The sequence below is a fragment of the Type-C symbiont of Plautia stali genome (assembly GCF_059730935.1).
Window position 1 is genome coordinate 2,863,652 of sequence record NZ_AP035923.1, and the last position, 17,469, is coordinate 2,881,120.

Consider the following 17,469-nt stretch of genomic DNA (forward strand, 5'->3'; position numbering starts at 1 on the left):
CGTGCGGCGCAGAGTGCTGCGCCGCCGCGCCATTTACTGTGGCAGGGTAAGGTAACGGCCACAGTCGGCCTGCTGTGCCGCGCTGCTCAGCCACGGAATCTCACCGAGGAACGGGGCCGCAATGCGCTGTTGTAGCGTCGCCAGATATTCCGCATGTCGCTTACCCGGCGGCTGGATGTCATTGGCAATCCAGCCGGCAAGGCGCAACCCGCGCGCCTTCACCGCTTCCGCCGTCAGCATGGCGTGGTTGATGCAGCCGAGCTTCACGCCGACCACCAGAATCACCGGCAGCTGCTCGGCGGCGACCCAGTCGGCGTAGGTTTGCGTTGCGGACAGCGGCGTGAACCAGCCGCCCGCACCTTCCACCAGCACCCATTCAGCCTGCTGCTCCAGCGCGCGTAAGCCAGCGGAGAGCTGCGCAAATTCAATCGGTCTGCCCTCTTCTGCGCTGACGATATGCGGCGACGTCGGTTCGATGAACGCCAGCGGGTTCACCTGCTCATAGCTCAGCGTCAGGCTGCTGTAGCGCTGCAGCGCCAGCGCGTCGCTGTTGCGCACGCCGTCGGGCGTAATCTCGCAGCCGGAGGCCACCGGTTTGTAGCCGGCAGTGCGTAATCCCGCAGCGCTGGCCGCCTGCAACAGGGCGCCGCTGGCGACTGTTTTGCCCACTTCGGTGTCAGTTCCGGTAATAAACCAGCGTGTCATTTTTTAAAACTCCATACATCAGGTGATAACTGAGACGATAGCCGTGCGCATCCTGCGGCCAGTGCTGCTCCAGCTGCGCCAGCTGGGGGCGCGTCAGCAGAGCCGCGTGTCGCCCATCGTGCAGGTGCGTTGCGCCGATACCTTTCAGCGAGCGCATGGCGCTGAGCGCGCTGGGGAAATGCAGCGTGACGATCTGCGTCTGGCTGCGCAGCGGCAAGCCCGCGGTCGCCAGGGCAAAGGCATCGCCGCTGAGGAAGCGATTGGCGTGACGCCGACCATCGATCTGCGCCCACGCCTGGTGCACCTCCTGCAGCGAGCCGTCGAGCAGCGTCGAGAACAGCACGCTGCCGCCCGGGCGCGTCACGCGCAGAAACTGCAGCAGCGCGGTGCGCAGATCGCTGCTCCACTGCACCGCCAGGTTGCTCCAGACGCCGTCGACGCTGTTATCCGCCAGCGGTAACTGGTCGATATCGCCCTGTAAATAGTCGTGCGCCGAGTGCTGTTCGCGTGCCGCCTGCAGCATCGCCGGTGACAGATCCAGCGCGCAGACCTGGCGACCGCGATCGCGCCAGTAGCGGCTGAACCAGCCGGTGCCGCAGCCGGCATCCAGCAGCTGCGGGCCAAATCCGGCCGGCGCCAGCGCCAGCAGCGCCTCGCCGCTCTGGCGCTGCAGCTGAGCATGCTGTTCGTAGTGCGCGGCCGCCCGGCCAAACGCCTGCGCCACCGCCTGTTTATTCACCTGCAGCGTCATACAGTGCCTCCAGCAACGCGTCGATATCTTCGGGATGATGCGCGGCGGTGAGCGTAATGCGCAGCCGCGCGGTACCCGGCGGCACCGTTGGTGGCCGGATCGCGCTCACCCAGCAACCGGCCTGTGCCAGCCGCTGTGACAGCGCCAGCGCGGCGCGGTTTTCGCCGACGATCAGCGGCTGAATGGCGCTGTCAGAGGCCATCAGCTGCCACGGCAACTGCGCCGCGCCCGCGCGAAAGCGGGCAATATTTTGCTGCAACCGCGCGCGCAGCGCGTCGCCCTGCTGGATCTGCGCCAGCGCCGCCAGCAGCGCACAGCACTGCGCCGGCGGCATGGCGGTGGAATAGATTAAATGGCGCGAGAATTGCTCGACGTAATCTGCGGTAGCGTCATCACACAGCAGCGCGGCACCGCTGACGCCAAAGCCTTTACCAAAAGTCACCACCAGCAATTCCGGTTTCACCTGCTGCTGCCAGCAGCTGCCGCGCCCCTGCTCACCGGTGACGCCAATGCCGTGCGCATCGTCCACCAGCAGCCAGCCGCCCGCGCGCCGGGTTTCGGCGGCAAGTTCAGCCAGCGGCGCACTGTCGCCATCCATGCTGAATACGCCCTCGGTCACCACCAGCGTGCCGCCTTCCGCGCGCGTCGCCAGCAGCTTCGCCAGGCTGGCCGGCTGGTTGTGGGCAAAACGGCGCAGCGTTGCCGGACTGTGGCTGGCGGCATCCAGCAGCGAGGCGTGCGCCAGTTTGTCAGCGATAATGCGATCCGACTTTTGCGCCAGCAGATGGATTACTGCCTGGTTGGCGGCAAAGCCGGAGATAAACAGCAGCGCGCGCGGGTAGCCGAGCCAGGACGCCAGCTGCTGCTCCAGCTGCGCATGGTGACGGCTGTAGCCGGTGACGTGGCCGGAAGCGCCGGCACCGACACCCGCCTCGCGCGCGCCCTGCTGCCAGGCGGCCATCACCGCCGGATGCTGGCTCAGGCCCAGGTAATCATTGCTGGAGAAGTGGCGATAGCGCTGCCCGTCGAGGATAATTTCACGCACGCTGTTGTGCTCAATGCGCCGCCGCTGCCGCCAGCCGTCGGCGGCACGCTGCGCCGTCAGCGCCTGCGCAATACGTTCAGACCACATTTACACGGCCGCGTTGTAGAACTGCGCGCTGTCGGCGTGCAACAACTGCTCGCTGAGCTGAAGCTGCTGTTCGTTATCGCCCGCCGTCGTGGCGGTGTGCTCCGGATTAAGGCCCAGCTTGCGGAACAGGATCAGATCTTTGTCCTCTTCCGGGTTCGGCGTGGTCAGCAGCTTGCAGCCGTAGAAAATCGAGTTGGCCCCCGCCATGAAGCACATCGCCTGGGTCTGTTCGCTCATCTGCTCGCGACCGGCCGACAGGCGCACGTGCGAGGTTGGCATCATGATGCGCGCCACGGCAATGGTGCGGATAAAGTCGAACGGCTCGACGTCATCGTTATCCGCCAGCGGCGTGCCTTTGACTTTCACCAGCATGTTAATCGGCACGCTCTCCGGCGGCGTGGGCAGGTTGGCCAGCTGCACCAGCAAACCGGCGCGGTCGTTGACCGTTTCGCCCAGCCCGACAATGCCGCCCGAGCACACTTTGATGCCGGCGTTGCGCACTTTATCCAGCGTATCAAGACGCTCCTGATAGGTACGGGTGGTGATGATGCTGCCGTAAAACTCCGGCGAGGTGTCAAGGTTATGGTTGTAAAAATCGAGCCCGGCGCTGGCCAGCCGCTGCGCCTGATCGTGGTCGAGCGTTCCCAGCGTCATGCAGGTTTCCATGCCCATGGTTTTCACGCCCTGCACCATCTGCTCCAGGTACGGCATGTCGCGCTCGTGCGGGTTTTTCCACGCCGCGCCCATGCAGAAGCGGCTGGAGCCGGCTGCTTTGGCCTTGCGCGCCGATTCCAGCACCGCCTCCACCTCCATCAGGCGCTCGGTTTCCAGCCCGGTTTTGTAACGCGCGCTCTGCGGACAGTATTTACAGTCTTCCGGACAGGCGCCGGTTTTGATCGACAGCAGCGTGCTGACCTGCACCTGACGCGGGTCGAAGTGCTGGCGGTGCACCTGCTGTGCTTCAAACATCAGCTCGAGAAAAGGTTTATCAAATAGCGCCTGAGCCTGAGCCAGTGTCCAGCGATTAGCCATTGCTTACTCCAAAAAAGGGGGTTCATCCTGACGATTAACGTGGTTATACTTGTAAACTAAATCTTTTCAAAATGGTTTACAAGACAGATGTTCACACAGGACGACCTCCGCTTTGACCGCCAGCATATCTGGCATCCTTACACCTCAATGCGCGAACCGCTGCCGTGCTACCCGGTGGTGGCCGCGCACGGCTGCACGCTGCAGCTGGCCGATGGACGTGAGCTGGTCGACGGCATGTCGTCGTGGTGGGCAGCGATCCACGGCTATAACCATCCGCGCCTCAATCAGGCGTTGCAGCAGCAGATGGCGCAGATGTCACACGTGATGTTCGGCGGCATCACCCATCCGCCAGCCGTGGAGCTGAGCCGCCAGCTGATCGCCATGACGCCCGAGGCGCTGGAGTGCGTGTTCCTCGCCGATTCCGGCTCGATCGCCGTCGAAGTGTCGATGAAAATGGCGCTGCAGTACTGGCTGGGGCGCGGAGAGACGCGGCAGAAATTCCTCACGCTGCAGCGCGGCTATCACGGCGATACGTTTGCCGCCATGTCAGTGTGCGATCCAGAAAATTCCATGCACAGCCTGTGGCGCGGCTACCTGCCGGAGCATCTGTTCGCCCGCGCGCCGCAGTGTGGCTTTGACGATGACTGGGATGACAACGATATTGCCGATTTCGCCCGGCTGGCCGAACAGCACCATCGCAGCATTGCCGCGGTAATTCTGGAACCTATCGTGCAGGGTGCCGGCGGCATGCGTTTCTACCATCCACGCTATCTGCAACAGGTGCGGGCGCTGTGCGATCGCTACGGTTTATTGCTGATCGCCGATGAGATCGCCACCGGCTTCGGCCGCAGCGGCAAGCTGTTTGCCTGCGAGCACGCCGGCATCACGCCGGACATTTTGTGCCTCGGCAAGGCGCTGACCGGCGGCACCCTGACGCTCTCCGCCACCCTGACCACGCGCGACGTCGCCGATACCATCAGCCGCAGCGCGGCGGGCTGCTTTATGCATGGTCCGACGTTTATGGGTAATCCGCTGGCCTGTGCGGTGGCGGTTGAAAGCCTGAAGCTGATCAACGAAGGGCACTGGCCGGCGCAGGTGGCGGCGATTGAAAAGCAGCTGCGTGCGGAACTGCTGCCGCTGCGCGGCCATCCGATGGTGGCGGATGCGCGCGTGCTGGGGGCGATTGGCGTGATTGAGACCCATCAGCCGGTGAACATGGCGGCGCTGCAGCAGTTCTTCGTGGAACGCGGCGTATGGATTCGCCCGTTCGGTAAGCTGATTTACCTGATGCCACCTTATCTGATTTCTGCCGCACAGCTGACGCAGCTGACGGCGGCGTTAAGCGCTGCACTGGCGGTGGACGGCCACTTTCAGCCCTGACACCGCTGGCACTCGCCGCCATTTTCCACCATCATGGAGAGCAGTACACAACAGGAAAGGAGAGATCATGCGCGTAGTGAGCCAGGATTTTAACGATGGCGATAAAATGCCCGTGCGCCACGTGTTTAACGGCATGGGTTACCAGGGCGATAATCTGTCGCCGCACCTGGCATGGGATGAAGTGCCGGCCGGCACCAAAAGCTTTGTGGTGACCTGCTACGATCCGGATGCCCCGACCGGCTCCGGCTGGTGGCACTGGGTGGTCGCCAATATTCCGGCTGAGGTGACCGTGCTGTCACAGGGCGCCGGTTCCGGCGTGGCGGAACTGCCGGAGGGTGCCATTCAGACGCGCACCGATTTCGGTCAGAGCGGTTACGGTGGTGCAGCACCGCCGCAGGGCGAATCGCATCGCTACATCTTTACGGTGCATGCGCTGGACGTGGAAAAAATTGAGGTGGACGAAGGTGCCAGCGGCGCGATGGTCGGCTTCAACGTGCACTTCCATGCGCTGGCCAGCGCGTCGATCACGGTGAAATACGCCTGATTGCATAAGGTGCGCATCGCTGCGCACCTCGGCAGAGGTCGCCGTGGATGGCGACCCTGCATGACCGAATAGCGTTCCTCAGTCCAGCGTGTGAATCACTACCCACATCGGCCCCTGACCCACGGCGTAACGCGCCAGCGGTTGCAGCAGGCCACGATCGCCAATGCGATAGACTTCAATGTGATGCGATTTCTGCCCCGCCGCCACCAGATACTGACCGCTGCCATCGATGTTAAAGCCACGCGGCTGAGTTTCGGTCGGCTGATAACCTTCAATCGTCAGCACCGAGCCGTCCTCACTGATACTGAACACGGTCAGCGTGCTGCTGGTGCGGTCACAGGCATACAGGAAGCGACCGTCCGGGGTGATATGGATATCCGCTGCCCAGCGTGTATCGCTGAAGCCCGGTGGCATGATATCAAGGCTCTGCACGCGCTCGACCTGGCCGTTAACATTGTTCAGCGCCCAGACGTCGACGGTGCTGTCCAGTTCGTTAACCACATAGCCATAAGCGCCGTTCGGGTGGAACGCCATATGACGCGGGCCGGCGCCTTCTACCGTGGTCACCTGCGGCTGCGCGCGCGGTGCCAGCGTGCCGTCCGCCTGCAGCTGATACAGGCAGATGCGATCCTGTTTCAGCGCTGGCACAAACAGCGTCTGGTTGCTGAGGTCGATATTCGCCGAATGGCAGCCCTCCAGCCCGTTAATCACCTGCAGTGGCGACTGCGGCAGGCCGTCGCTGCCAATCGGACTGATGCTGACACAGGCATCGTTATACGAGCCGCAGAACAGATAGTTGCCCTGGCGGTCGGTAGAAATGTGAGTCGGGCTGCCCGGCAGCGGCGCTTCACCGGCCAGGCTTAACGTACCGTCGGCCGCAATGCGGTACGCCAGTACGCGAAAATTCGGACGCACGCCGACATAGAGAAAATCTTTCTTCGGGCTCACCACCATCGGCTGCACCTGGCCGGCCACATCCGTGACCTGCAATAACGTCAGTGCGCCATCTTCCTGCATCTGCCAGGCGTGGATCTGCTGGCTCTCGGGACTGGCGGTATACACGACTTGTTTCATGCGTTTTCCTTATTCGCTGCCTGATGAAAAACAGTAACTGTAGCGCGTTTCACCGCCGCGCGCTGGGCTGATTTGTGCCCTGCTTTTTGTCTCAGGGCCGCTGGCGGGTGTAGACTTACTGCTTTGCTAACTCCGGACGGAAAGTGTAATGAGCTACCGCGTAATCGCCCTTGACCTCGACGGCACCCTGCTAACCCCAAACAAAACCATCCTGCCAGAATCCCTTGAAGCCTTAGCCCGCGCGCAACAGGCTGGCGTTCAGGTGCTGATCGTCACCGGTCGCCATCACTGCGCCATTCACCCGTTTTATCAGGCGCTGCAGCTGACAACGCCCGCCATCTGCTGTAACGGCACGTATCTGTACGATTACCAGGCGCAACGGGTGCTGGCTGCCGATCCGCTGGAGAAAAGTCAGGCGGCGCGAGTGATTGAGATGCTCGATCAGGAGAATATTCACGGTCTGCTGTATGTCGATGATGCGATGCTGTATCAGGAAGCGACCGGCCATGTGACGCGCACCCTCAACTGGGCGCAGTCGCTGCCGGAAGCGCAGCGCCCGCTGTTTGTGCAGGTGCCGAGCCTGGCGCAGGCGGCGCACGACGCGCAGTCGATCTGGAAATTTGCCCTGTCGCATCCGGATACCCGCGCGCTGCAGCAGTTTGCTGAACGCACCGAACGCGAGCTGGGTCTGGCGTGTGAATGGTCGTGGCACGATCAGGTCGACATCGCTCAGGCCGGCAACAGCAAAGGCAAACGCCTGGCGCAGTGGGTGGCGAGCCAGGGTCTGAGCATGCAGGACGTGCTGGCGTTTGGCGACAATTACAACGATCTTAGCATGCTGGAGCAGGCCGGGCTGGGCGTGGCGATGGGCAATGCCGATGACGCCATCAAAGCACGCGCGCGCAAAGTGATCGGTACCAACCTTGAGCCGGGCATTGCGCAGGTGATCTACCAGGAAGTGCTGTAACGCCAGGCTGGTCGCGGCACAAGGCATCAGTCAGGTTAACCCGAAAAAAGCGCGAAAAATCGCGCCGCTACAGAAGGTGCAGCGGATGATTACTGCAGCGGTACATGGCACATCCGGTAGCGGCGCGATTAATCGCGCTGATCCGCAGACCAGACGTACCGCGTTGTCGTCCGGTTTGTGTTACGCGGTAATCGACACGCTCTTGATCTGCGCATACAGCCACTGATCGGGCCTGATATTCAGTTCGTCGCGCGCCCACGGTGAAATGCGCGCCCACAGCTCGCTGACGCCGATGCGCAGCTTCACTTCGACCTGGTCGTCCAGCTCCAGCAGTTCCACCACCTGCGCCGGTAAAATATTGCGGATCGAGGTATTTTGCGGCGGCTGCAGCGCCAGCGACACGTCCGCCGAGGCGATACGGATGCGCAGTACGCTTTTCACCGGCTGATTCACCCGGCTGACCCAAATGTGCTGATCGCCAAGCGACAGCGCGGTCATCGGGTAATCCGGATGCTGCTCCAGCACCTGCACGCGCAGCACGCTGCTGCGCTCGGCCGCCGGCAGCCAGGGCCGCATCGCGCTGCTGCCCCACACTTTTTCCAGCGCGCCAAAGGCTTTGACGTTACCGTTATCCAGCACCAGCACCTGATTCGCCAGCTGGACAATCTCCTCCAGGCTGTGACTCACGTACAGCAGCGGAATCTCCACCTGCTTCGCCAGCTTCTGCAAATAGGGCATCAGCTCGCGCTTGCGTGGCAGATCGAGCGACGCCAGCGGTTCGTCCATCAGCAGGATATCCGGCGCGCTCAGCAGCGCCCGGCCCATCGCCACACGCTGCTTTTCGCCACCCGACAGCGAGGCCGGATAGCGATCCAGCAGCGCATCCAGTCCCAGCAGCGTCACCAGCGCCCCGAACTGCGCTTTCATTTTGGGCGCCATGCCATACTGCAGATTGCCGCGCACGCGATAATGGGGAAACAGGCGCGCATCCTGAAACACGTAGCCGATGCGGCGTTTTTCCGGCGGCAGATTGATGCCGCTGTCGCGGTCAAACAACAGATGATCGTTAAGCGCAATCTGGCCACTCTGCGGCTGCGTCAGACCGCTGATAGCATTGATTAATGAGGTTTTTCCTGCCCCGGACACGCCAAAGATCGCGGTGATGCCGCTGGCCGGAATTTCCACATCGACGTTGAGCTGATGCTCACCGAGCTGTTGCGCAATGTTGATTTTCAGCATCAGGCCGCTCCCAGCCGCTTGCGGCCCCAGCGCGCCAGCAGCTCCGAGGCCACCAGCGACAGCAGCGCCAGCGCAATCGCCACCGCGCACAGCCGCGCCGCAGTGCCTTCCGCGCCGGGCGTTTCAATCAGGGTAAACATGGCTGACGGGATGGTGCGGGTTTCGCCGGGAATGTTGGAGACAAAGGTAATGGTGGCACCAAACTCACCGAGCGAGCGGGCAAACGCCAGCACGGTGCCCACAATGATGCCCGGAAAAGTCAGCGGCAGCGTGATGGTGAAAAACACCCGCCAGCGGCCCGCGCCTAAGGTCCGCGCCGCCTGCTCCAGCCGGCTGTCTACCGCTTCCAGTGCCAGACGAATGGCGCGCACCATCAGCGGAAACGCCATCACCGCGGAGGCCAGCACCGCACCGCGCCAGCTGAAGGCGAAGGTGATACCGAACCAGTCGTACAGCCAGCTGCCAATCAGGCCGCGCCGTCCCAGCGTCAGCAGCAGCAAATAGCCCACCACCACCGGCGGCAGCACCAGCGGCAGGTGAATCAGGCTATCGAGCAGGGTTTTGCCGGGAAAGCGGCAGCGCGCCAGAATCCAGGCCATCAGGATGCCAAACGGCAGGCTGCACAGCACCGCCACGCAGGAAACTTTCAGGCTGAGGAACACGGCCTGCCATTCGGGATCGCTCAGTATCATCTCTTCGGCGTAAATCCATACTGTTTAAACACGGCAGCGGCATCCGGCCCCTGCAGATAGTCATAGAAGGCCTGCACCGCTGCGTTCTGGTGATCGCTGACCACCGCCATCGGGTACTCTACGGGTTTGTGACTCGCTTCGGGGAAGCGTCCGACCACCTGCACCTTATCACTGGCTACCGCGTCGGAACCGTACACGATGCCATACGGCGTTTCGCGGCGTTCCACCAGCGCCAGCGCGGCACGCACGTTGTTAGCCGGTGCGAGCCGTGAAGCCAGCGTGTCCCACGCGCCCAGCTTTTGCAGCGCTTCTTTGGCATAAATACCTGCCGGCACGTGATCCGGATCGCCCACCGCCAGGCGCTCGCCCTTAAGCAGGTTCTGCCATTGGGTCTGCGCATTGATGGTCACCGGCTGCGCGTGAGCGCTTTTTGCCGCCACCAGCACCAGATCGTTGCCCAGCAGCGTGTAGCGCGTACTGCCGATCACGCTGTTTTTCGCCACCGCATCATCCATCCACTGCTGATCGGCAGAGATAAACAGATCCGCCGGGGCGCCCTGCTCGATTTGCCGCGCCAGCGTCGACGAGGAAGCGAACGAGGATACCACTTCAACGCCGCTTTTTTGCTGATATTGCGTGGCAATCTGCTGCATCGCATTAGTCAGCGAGGCCGCAGCGAACACAGTAATTTTCTCCGCCGCCAGCGCCTGACCCGACAGCGACACGGTGACCACGGCCGCCGCCGCCCAGTGATAAAGCGTATTTTGCATAGAGAGCTCCAGGTTACGTTATATAGTTGATAATACAACGCGAGCCTGAAAGCTGTCATGAGCTTTATATCGGCAAAAATGGCGGGAAGTTAAGGGCAAAACGCCCGCAGCGTGCGGGCGTTAAAAATCAGTGGTGTGAGCTATTGGCGGGACGGTCGTCGCGGCGGCCAAATTTAGAGATGACGTTAAAGACTTCACCCAGGCCGTAAATCAGACCCAGCATAATCGCCATCACGATGGGCACCATGATGATGGCGACCGCCAGGCTTTTTAACAGTTCCAGCATGGAAACCTCGCGCAAAGAGTAAAAAAGTGATTGTAACGGCTGGAGAAAAAAAGGCACTGCCCTTTTCGTGCTTTTACTTTAGGCCTTACAATTGGCGCATTCACATAAGGAGCTGACATGCAGGCAGAACTCTCTCTTCACATCCGTCTTCAGCAGAAACTGTTTGCCGATCCGCGCCGTATCGAGCTGCTCAGGCGCGTGCAGGAAACCGGCTCCATCAGCCAGGGCGCCAGACTGGCGGGCATCAGCTATAAAAGCGCCTGGGACGCCATCAATGAGATGAATCAGCTGGCGGATCAGACGCTGGTCGAACGCGCGACCGGCGGCAAAGGCGGCGGTGGTGCGCGGCTGACGCGCTACGGCGAGCGATTGATTCAGCTGTTTCAATTGATGGAGCAGATCCAGCAAAAAGCCTTTGACGTGCTGCAAAACGACAGCCTGCCGCTCGACAGCCTGCTGGCGGCGATCGCCCGCTTTTCCCTGCAAACCAGCGCGCGCAACCAGCTGTTTGGCACGGTGCAGGCGCGCGATCGTCAGCAGGTGCAGCAGCATGTTGAGATACTGCTGAACGACGGCGTGACGCGCCTGCAGGTGGCCCTGACCGAACGCAGCGCGGAGCGGCTGCAGCTCGACAGCGGTAAAGAGGTGCTGGTGCTGATCAAAGCGCCGTGGATCCGCCTGACGCCTGACGCCGCCGAGGGCGATAATCAGCTGCCGGGCGTTGTCCACACCATCGAACCCGGCGAGACGCAGAGTGAAGTAATAATTGCGCTGACGGGCGGTGAAATGTTGTGCGCCACCGTCCCCAGCCAGGCGCTTCGCCAGCATAATCTGCAGCTCGGCAGCGCCGTGACCGCCTGTTTTAATGCAGAACACGCCATCATCGCCACACTGCTCTGATCTGGCCGCCATGATTTGACTTCATTTCGCTGGCTCGCTACAACTGAGCGACTTGATGCAGAAAACGGAACAAATCATGGCCTCATTGCAAATTTCGCAAGGCATATTTCACCTGAGCGATAGCCGTACCCTGACCCTGCCGGACTTAACCCTGCACAGCGGCGAAAGCTGGGCCTTTGTCGGTGCCAATGGCAGCGGTAAATCTTCGCTGGCGCGCGCGCTGTCCGGCGAGCTGACGGCGGCAAAGGGCGAACTGCGGCAGGATTTTCAGCGCCGCACCCGTCTGTCGCTGGAGCAGCTGCAACAGCTGGTGACGCAGGAGTGGGAGCGCAACAACACCGATCTGCTGAGTGAAGGCGAAGATGACACCGGCCGCACCGCGCTGGAGATCATTCAGGATGAAGTAAAGGATGAGGCGCGGGCGCAGGCGCTGGCCCAGCAGTTTGGCATCCGCGCTTTACTGACTCGCCGCTTCAAATACCTTTCTACCGGCGAAACGCGCAAAACGCTGCTGTGTCAGGCGCTGATGGCGCAGCCGGATTTGCTGATCCTCGACGAACCTTTTGATGGTCTGGATGTGGCATCGCGCGCCAGCCTTGCCGATACGCTGCATCAGCTGCATCGCGACGGCTACACCGTGGTGCTGGTGCTTAACCGCTTTGACGATATCCCGGATTTTGTCCAGCAGGTCGGCGTGCTGGCAGAGTGCACGCTGACGCACGTGGGTGGGCGCCAGGCGATTCTCGCCGAAGCGCTGGTGGCGCAGCTGGCGCACAGCGAACGCCTGCAGGGCATGGCGCTGCCGGAGCCGGACCAGCCGGATCAGCTGCCGCAGCTGGCGGCAGATGCGCCGCGCGTTATCCTGCGCAACGGCGTGGTGTCGTATAACGATCATGCGGTGATCGACGGCCTGAACTGGCAGGTCAATCCCGGCGAGCACTGGCAGATTATCGGCCCCAACGGCGCGGGTAAATCGACCCTGCTTAGCCTGGTCACCGGCGATCATCCGCAGGGCTACAGCAATGATTTAACGCTGTTTGGTATTCGGCGCGGCAGCGGTGAAACCATCTGGGACATCAAGCAACATATCGGTTACGTCAGCAGCAGCCTGCATCTGGATTACCGCGTCAGCTGTAATGTGCGTACGGTAATCCTGTCGGGCTTTTTTGATTCGATCGGTCTGTATCAGGCGGTATCGGATCGGCAGAAAGCGCTGGCGCGCCAGTGGCTGGCGCTGCTTGGCATGGACAATGCGCTGGCCGATGCGCCGTTTCATAACCTGTCGTGGGGCCAGCAGCGGCTGGTGCTGATTGCGCGCGCGCTGGTGAAGCACCCGACGCTGTTAATCCTGGATGAGCCGCTGCAGGGGCTCGATCCCATTAACCGCCAGCTGGTGCGCCGCTTTGTTGATGTGCTGATCGGCGAAGGCCGTACCCAGCTGATGTTTGTGTCCCACCACGCCGAAGACGCGCCGCAGTGCATCACCCACCGCCTGAGTTTTGTAAAACAGGGCGCGGGCTATGCTTATCAGCAGGAGGCGTTGCGTTAGTTTTCATTGATGAGCGGGTCGCCATGCATGGCGACCCGGCGATAACAGTACGCACCTGACAGATTTCCTTCCCTAAAAATGTAACCGCTACCACTAGCCTGCCGCATTATTCAGCAAACGCTGCGCATAAACCCACAAAATGAGAATCGTCACCTTGTGTAAACGATACCATTTATCCAGACTGGATCACGCTTTCAGCGCCACCGTTATGCTACGTTGAAGGCAGTGATTTTCTTCTGTTTGCCGATTACCAGGACTTGTTATGCAAAAATTTAACCCGGTCGATCATCCGCATCGCCGCTATAACCCGTTGATCGATCAATGGGTGCTGGTGTCACCGCATCGCGCCAAACGTCCGTGGCAGGGTGCGCAGGAGACGCCGGCGCTGGAGCAACTGCCCGCACACGATCCGGACTGCTTCCTGTGCGCCGGTAACACCCGTATCACCGGCGACAAAAATCCCGATTACAAAAGCACTTACGTGTTCACCAATGACTTCGCCGCGCTGATGACCGATACGCCGGACGCGCCGCAGAGCGATGATGTGCTGATGCGCTGTGAAGGCGCGCGCGGTACCAGCCGGGTGATCTGCTTCTCGCCGGATCACAGCAAAACCCTGCCCGAACTGCCGCTGCACAACTTGCAGGATATCGTGCGCACCTGGCAGGAGCAGACCGCCGAACTCGGCCAGCACTATCCGTGGGTGCAGGTGTTCGAAAACAAAGGCGCAGCCATGGGCTGCTCGAATCCGCATCCGCACGGTCAGGTGTGGGCCAACAGTTTTCTGCCGAATGAAGCGCAAAAAGAGGATGACAACCAGCGCCGCTACTTTGCTGATAAAGGTACGCCGCTGCTGGTAGATTACGTAACGCGCGAGTTGCAGGACGGCAGCCGTACCGTGGTTGAAACCGATCACTGGCTGGCGGTAGTGCCGTGGTGGGCGGCCTGGCCGTTTGAAACCCTGCTGCTGCCTAAAACGCACGTGAAACGCATTACCGATCTCAGCGAGGCGCAGCGCACCGATCTGGCGCTGGCGCTCAAGCAGCTCACCAGCCGTTATGACAATCTGTTCCAGTGCTCGTTCCCCTATTCGATGGGCTGGCACGGCGCGCCGTTCAACGGCGAAGCCAACGATCACTGGCAGCTGCACGCGCACTTCTATCCCCCGCTGCTGCGCTCCGCGACGGTACGAAAATTTATGGTTGGCTACGAGATGCTGGCCGAGACCCAACGTGATTTAACGGCGGAACAGGCAGCAGAACGTCTGCGCTCTGTCAGCGCTATCCATTTCCGCGAGGAACAATAAATGTCTTTAAAATCGATCACTCAACAGGTTTTCGCTGACACCTACGGCTATGCGCCGAGCCACAGCATTCAGGCACCGGGTCGGGTGAACCTGATCGGCGAGCATACCGATTACAACGACGGCTTCGTGCTGCCCTGCGCCATTGACTATCAGACCGTGATTGCCTGCGCCCGCCGCGACGATCGCCAGGTGCGCGTGGTGGCAGTGGATTACGACAATCAGCAGGATAGCTTCTCGCTGGATGCGCCGATTGAGCCGCTCAGCGAACCGATGTGGGCCAATTACGTGCGCGGCGTGGTGAAACATTTGCAGCAGCGCGACGCCAGCTTTGGCGGCGTGGATATGGTGATCAGCGGCAACGTGCCGCAGGGTGCCGGTCTCAGCTCGTCCGCCTCGCTGGAAGTGGCGGTAGGCACTGTGTTCCAGCAGCTGTATCAGCTGAAGCTCGACGGCGCAGCGATTGCCGTTAACGGGCAGGAAGCGGAGAACCAGTTTGTTGGCTGCAACTGCGGCATCATGGATCAGCTGATTTCAGCGCTCGGCCAGCAGGATCACGCCATGCTGCTGGACTGCCGCACGCTGGGCACGCGCGCCGTATCCATGCCGGAGGATGTCGCGGTGGTGATCATCAACTCGAACTTCCGCCGTAATCTGGTGGGCAGCGAATACAATACCCGCCGCGAGCAGTGCGAAACCGGTGCGCGCTTCTTCAACAAAAAGGCGCTGCGCGACGTGACGCTGGAGGAGTTTGCGGCGGCAGAACAGCAGCTCGATCCGCTGGTGGCCAAACGCGTGCGTCACGTGATCACCGAAAACGCCCGGACGCTGGAAGCGGCGGACGCGCTGAGCAGCGGCGATCTGCAACGCATGGGTGAGCTGATGGCCGCCTCGCACGCCTCAATGCGCGACGATTTTGAGATCACCGTGCCGCCCATCGATCAGCTGGTGGAGATCGTCAAAGCGGAAATTGGCCCGCGCGGCGGCGTGCGTATGACCGGCGGCGGCTTCGGCGGCTGTATTGTCGCCCTGATGCCAACCGATCTGGTCGATCAGGTAAAAGCGGCGGTGGCGCAGCAGTACGAAGCGCAGACCGGCATCAAAGAGACCTTTTACGTGTGCAAAGCCTCAGCAGGAGCCGGCCAATGGTAAGCGACGTCAACTCTCATGCGCCGGACGGCCAGCCGTGGCGCATCACCGTTTTGCGCAACCGCAACGGCATGGTCGCCACCTTTATGGACTGGGGCGCCACCTGGCTGTCGGCGCGCGTGCCGATGCAGGACGGCAGCGTGCGCGAAGCGCTGCTCGGCTGCGCCACGCCGTCCGACTATCTGCATCAGGATGCTTATCTCGGTGCCACCATCGGGCGTTACGCGAACCGCATCGCCTTCGCTGAGCTGAAGCCGCTTAACCGGCTGCTGGCGGCCAATCAGGGTCCGCACCAGCTGCATGGCGGGCCGCAGGGTTTCGACAAGCGCCGCTGGCAGATCCTCAGCCAGAGCGACAGCGAAGTGCACTATCGTCTTGATTCGCCGGACGGCGACCAGGGCTATCCCGGCAATCTGATTGCCGATGTGATTTATCAGCTCGATGACGATAACTGCCTGTCGATTCGCTATGAAGCGCAGACCGATCAGGCCTGTCCGGTCAACCTGACCAACCATGCTTACTTCAACCTTGATGCGCATCATGGCGACGCGCGCCAGCATCGCTTACAACTGCAGGCCGATCGTTATCTGCCGGTGGACAGCGCAGGCATTCCCAATGCGCCGCTGAAAGCGGTGGACGGCACCAGCTTTGATTTCCGCCAGCCGAAACGCGTGGCGGATGAGTTCCTGGCCGACGACGATCAGCGCGCGGTGAAAGGTTACGATCACGCGTTTCTGCTCACCACCGCCGGTGACAGCAGCCAGCCTGCTGCGCAGCTGTGGTCAGCGGACGACAAACTTAGCGTGAGCGTGTTCACCGCCGCGCCGGCGCTGCAGTTCTACTCCGGCAACTATCTGGAGGGAACGCGCGCCCGTGAACAGGGCAGCTATACTGCTTTCCAGGGCATCGCTCTGGAGAGTGAGTTTTTACCGGATTCGCCCAACCATAGCGAGTGGCCGCAGCCTGATTGCTGGCTGCAGCCCGGCGACACATGGCACTCCGTGACGCGTTATCGCTTCACCCCGCACTAAGCGCCGGTTGAAAAACGCGCACTGCGGTGCCGACAGGCTTACGCCGTGCGCTGTTTTCCGCTATGGTATGGCGCTATCAGTGTGCCGCTGAAATCAGCGGCCGCAGCCGGTTTCTATCATCATCGAAACATTAAGCATTAAGGAGTAAAGCTATGGCCGTAACTAAGCTGGTTCTGGTGCGCCACGGCGAAAGCCAGTGGAATCAGGAAAACCGCTTCACCGGATGGTACGACGTGGATCTGTCCGACAAGGGTCGCACCGAAGCCAAAGCAGCCGGTCAGCTGCTGAAAAAAGAAGGTTTCGTGTTTGATTTTGCCTACACCTCAGTGCTGAAGCGTGCCATCCACACTCTGTGGAACGTGCTGGATGAGCTGGATCAGGCCTGGCTGCCGGTCGAAAAAACCTGGCGTCTGAACGAGCGTCACTACGGTGCGCTGCAGGGTCTGGACAAAGCGGAAACCGCCGCCAAATACGGCGACGATCAGGTGAAACAGTGGCGCCGCGGCTTTGCCGTTACGCCGCCGGAGCTGGATCGTAACGACGAGCGTTTCCCGGGCCACGACCCGCGCTACAAATCACTGACCGACGCGCAGCTGCCAACCACCGAAAGCCTGGCACTGACCATCGATCGCGTGATCCCATTCTGGAACGAAAGCATTCTGCCGCGCATCAAGAGCGGTGAGAAAGTGATCGTTGCCGCGCACGGTAACTCACTGCGCGCGCTGGTGAAATACCTCGATAACATGAGCGAAGATGAGATCCTCGAACTGAACATCCCAACCGGCGTACCGCTGGTGTATGAGTTCGACGAGAACTTCAAGCCAATCAAACATTACTATCTGGGTGATGCCGACGAGATCGCAGCGAAAGCCGCCGCCGTTGCTAACCAGGGTAAAGCGAAGTAAGTTCACGCTGAAACGCAAAAGGCCAGACGCGAGTCTGGCCTTTTTTTATGCCGTGCGCTG

At 61.3% G+C, this 17,469-nt stretch carries 18 protein-coding genes; 9 read left to right on the plus strand and 9 right to left on the minus strand.

The window, feature by feature from the left end:
• Positions 1-33 precede the first annotated feature (33 nt).
• Genes bioD through bioB form a run of 4 tightly spaced genes read right to left on the minus strand, consistent with a single transcriptional unit; the run spans position 34 to position 3,620 of the window.
• Entirely contained in the window at positions 34-705 is a 672-nt protein-coding gene (bioD, locus tag AC6I7J_RS13490; RefSeq protein WP_152391228.1) for a dethiobiotin synthase, read from the minus strand.
• A complete protein-coding gene (bioC, locus tag AC6I7J_RS13495) occupies positions 677-1,456 on the minus strand; it encodes a malonyl-ACP O-methyltransferase BioC (protein WP_498005931.1) in 780 nt (259 codons plus the stop codon). Before bioC ends, bioD begins: the two co-directional genes overlap by 29 nt.
• Positions 1,437-2,588: an 8-amino-7-oxononanoate synthase gene (bioF, locus tag AC6I7J_RS13500; protein WP_211726292.1), complete on the minus strand. Its 1,152-nt coding sequence runs from the start codon at positions 2,586-2,588 to the stop codon at positions 1,437-1,439. Before bioF ends, bioC begins: the two co-directional genes overlap by 20 nt.
• Positions 2,589-3,620 carry a biotin synthase BioB gene (gene bioB, locus AC6I7J_RS13505; RefSeq protein WP_498005933.1) on the minus strand — a complete coding sequence of 344 codons (1,032 nt, stop codon included), beginning with the start codon at positions 3,618-3,620 and terminating at the stop codon, positions 2,589-2,591. It abuts the gene before it with no gap.
• A gap of 87 nt (positions 3,621-3,707) precedes the next feature.
• Between bioB and bioA the strand changes: the two genes are divergently transcribed.
• Complete coding sequence (gene bioA / locus AC6I7J_RS13510) at positions 3,708-5,000, plus strand: adenosylmethionine--8-amino-7-oxononanoate transaminase (RefSeq protein ID WP_498005935.1); 1,293 nt, start codon at positions 3,708-3,710, stop codon at positions 4,998-5,000.
• A 67-nt stretch (positions 5,001-5,067) separates the two neighbouring features.
• Positions 5,068-5,544 (plus strand): kinase inhibitor, encoded by a 477-nt coding sequence (locus tag AC6I7J_RS13515; RefSeq protein WP_264239497.1) that lies wholly within the window; start codon positions 5,068-5,070, stop codon positions 5,542-5,544.
• A 78-nt stretch (positions 5,545-5,622) separates the two neighbouring features.
• Here the strand turns inward: AC6I7J_RS13515 and pgl are convergent, their stop codons facing one another.
• Complete coding sequence (gene pgl / locus AC6I7J_RS13520) at positions 5,623-6,618, minus strand: 6-phosphogluconolactonase (protein WP_421039410.1); 996 nt, start codon at positions 6,616-6,618, stop codon at positions 5,623-5,625.
• A 148-nt stretch (positions 6,619-6,766) separates the two neighbouring features.
• On the opposite strand from pgl, the gene AC6I7J_RS13525 reads away from it, so the two are divergent.
• Positions 6,767-7,585, plus strand: coding sequence for a pyridoxal phosphatase (locus AC6I7J_RS13525; RefSeq protein ID WP_058757854.1), 819 nt, complete (start codon positions 6,767-6,769; stop codon positions 7,583-7,585).
• A gap of 180 nt (positions 7,586-7,765) precedes the next feature.
• Here AC6I7J_RS13525 and modC read toward each other — a convergent pair whose 3' ends face one another.
• The 4 genes from modC to AC6I7J_RS13545 form a co-directional block, all read right to left on the minus strand.
• Positions 7,766-8,824: a molybdenum ABC transporter ATP-binding protein ModC gene (gene modC / locus AC6I7J_RS13530; protein WP_498005938.1), complete on the minus strand. Its 1,059-nt coding sequence runs from the start codon at positions 8,822-8,824 to the stop codon at positions 7,766-7,768.
• Positions 8,824-9,516, minus strand: coding sequence for a molybdate ABC transporter permease subunit (gene modB, locus AC6I7J_RS13535; RefSeq protein ID WP_021508509.1), 693 nt, complete (start codon positions 9,514-9,516; stop codon positions 8,824-8,826). The genes modC and modB overlap by 1 nt, the downstream gene beginning before the upstream one ends.
• A complete protein-coding gene (gene modA / locus AC6I7J_RS13540; RefSeq protein ID WP_215786320.1) occupies positions 9,513-10,286 on the minus strand; it encodes a molybdate ABC transporter substrate-binding protein in 774 nt (257 codons plus the stop codon). Before modA ends, modB begins: the two co-directional genes overlap by 4 nt.
• A 127-nt stretch (positions 10,287-10,413) precedes the next feature.
• Positions 10,414-10,572 carry an AcrZ family multidrug efflux pump-associated protein gene (locus AC6I7J_RS13545; RefSeq protein WP_021508511.1) on the minus strand — a complete coding sequence of 53 codons (159 nt, stop codon included), beginning with the start codon at positions 10,570-10,572 and terminating at the stop codon, positions 10,414-10,416.
• 117 nt (positions 10,573-10,689) lie between these two features.
• Between AC6I7J_RS13545 and modE the strand changes: the two genes are divergently transcribed.
• From modE to gpmA, 6 genes are all read left to right on the plus strand, one after another.
• Positions 10,690-11,472 carry a molybdenum-dependent transcriptional regulator gene (modE, locus tag AC6I7J_RS13550; RefSeq protein WP_498005941.1) on the plus strand — a complete coding sequence of 261 codons (783 nt, stop codon included), beginning with the start codon at positions 10,690-10,692 and terminating at the stop codon, positions 11,470-11,472.
• 76 nt (positions 11,473-11,548) lie between these two features.
• The gene (modF, locus tag AC6I7J_RS13555; RefSeq protein WP_498005943.1) at positions 11,549-13,021 is read left to right on the plus strand and encodes a molybdate ABC transporter ATP-binding protein ModF; all 1,473 of its coding nucleotides are present in this window, start codon (positions 11,549-11,551) and stop codon (positions 13,019-13,021) included.
• Between the two features lie 262 nt (positions 13,022-13,283).
• Entirely contained in the window at positions 13,284-14,327 is a 1,044-nt protein-coding gene (galT, locus tag AC6I7J_RS13560; RefSeq protein ID WP_021508514.1) for a galactose-1-phosphate uridylyltransferase, read from the plus strand.
• On the plus strand, positions 14,328-15,476 hold the full coding sequence (galK, locus tag AC6I7J_RS13565) for a galactokinase (RefSeq protein ID WP_498005945.1): 1,149 nt from the start codon (positions 14,328-14,330) through the stop codon (positions 15,474-15,476).
• Positions 15,470-16,504 (plus strand): galactose-1-epimerase, encoded by a 1,035-nt coding sequence (gene galM, locus AC6I7J_RS13570; protein ID WP_058757860.1) that lies wholly within the window; start codon positions 15,470-15,472, stop codon positions 16,502-16,504. Before galK ends, galM begins: the two co-directional genes overlap by 7 nt.
• Before the next feature lie 152 nt (positions 16,505-16,656).
• Positions 16,657-17,409 (plus strand): 2,3-diphosphoglycerate-dependent phosphoglycerate mutase, encoded by a 753-nt coding sequence (gene gpmA, locus AC6I7J_RS13575; RefSeq protein ID WP_010616013.1) that lies wholly within the window; start codon positions 16,657-16,659, stop codon positions 17,407-17,409.
• The last annotated feature ends 60 nt before the right edge of the window (positions 17,410-17,469 follow it).

Coding starts and splice junctions, on each gene's coding strand:
- bioD (WP_152391228.1), bottom strand. CDS start 705: ATGACACGCTGGTTTATTACCGGAACTGACACCGAAGTGGGCAAAACA.
- bioC (WP_498005931.1), bottom strand. CDS start 1,456: ATGACGCTGCAGGTGAATAAACAGGCGGTGGCGCAGGCGTTTGGCCGG.
- bioF (WP_211726292.1), bottom strand. CDS start 2,588: ATGTGGTCTGAACGTATTGCGCAGGCGCTGACGGCGCAGCGTGCCGCC.
- bioB (WP_498005933.1), bottom strand. CDS start 3,620: ATGGCTAATCGCTGGACACTGGCTCAGGCTCAGGCGCTATTTGATAAA.
- bioA (WP_498005935.1), top strand. CDS start 3,708: ATGTTCACACAGGACGACCTCCGCTTTGACCGCCAGCATATCTGGCAT.
- AC6I7J_RS13515 (WP_264239497.1), top strand. CDS start 5,068: ATGCGCGTAGTGAGCCAGGATTTTAACGATGGCGATAAAATGCCCGTG.
- pgl (WP_421039410.1), bottom strand. CDS start 6,618: ATGAAACAAGTCGTGTATACCGCCAGTCCCGAGAGCCAGCAGATCCAC.
- AC6I7J_RS13525 (WP_058757854.1), top strand. CDS start 6,767: ATGAGCTACCGCGTAATCGCCCTTGACCTCGACGGCACCCTGCTAACC.
- modC (WP_498005938.1), bottom strand. CDS start 8,824: ATGCTGAAAATCAACATTGCGCAACAGCTCGGTGAGCATCAGCTCAAC.
- modB (WP_021508509.1), bottom strand. CDS start 9,516: ATGATACTGAGCGATCCCGAATGGCAGGCCGTGTTCCTCAGCCTGAAA.
- modA (WP_215786320.1), bottom strand. CDS start 10,286: ATGCAAAATACGCTTTATCACTGGGCGGCGGCGGCCGTGGTCACCGTG.
- AC6I7J_RS13545 (WP_021508511.1), bottom strand. CDS start 10,572: ATGCTGGAACTGTTAAAAAGCCTGGCGGTCGCCATCATCATGGTGCCC.
- modE (WP_498005941.1), top strand. CDS start 10,690: ATGCAGGCAGAACTCTCTCTTCACATCCGTCTTCAGCAGAAACTGTTT.
- modF (WP_498005943.1), top strand. CDS start 11,549: ATGGCCTCATTGCAAATTTCGCAAGGCATATTTCACCTGAGCGATAGC.
- galT (WP_021508514.1), top strand. CDS start 13,284: ATGCAAAAATTTAACCCGGTCGATCATCCGCATCGCCGCTATAACCCG.
- galK (WP_498005945.1), top strand. CDS start 14,328: ATGTCTTTAAAATCGATCACTCAACAGGTTTTCGCTGACACCTACGGC.
- galM (WP_058757860.1), top strand. CDS start 15,470: ATGGTAAGCGACGTCAACTCTCATGCGCCGGACGGCCAGCCGTGGCGC.
- gpmA (WP_010616013.1), top strand. CDS start 16,657: ATGGCCGTAACTAAGCTGGTTCTGGTGCGCCACGGCGAAAGCCAGTGG.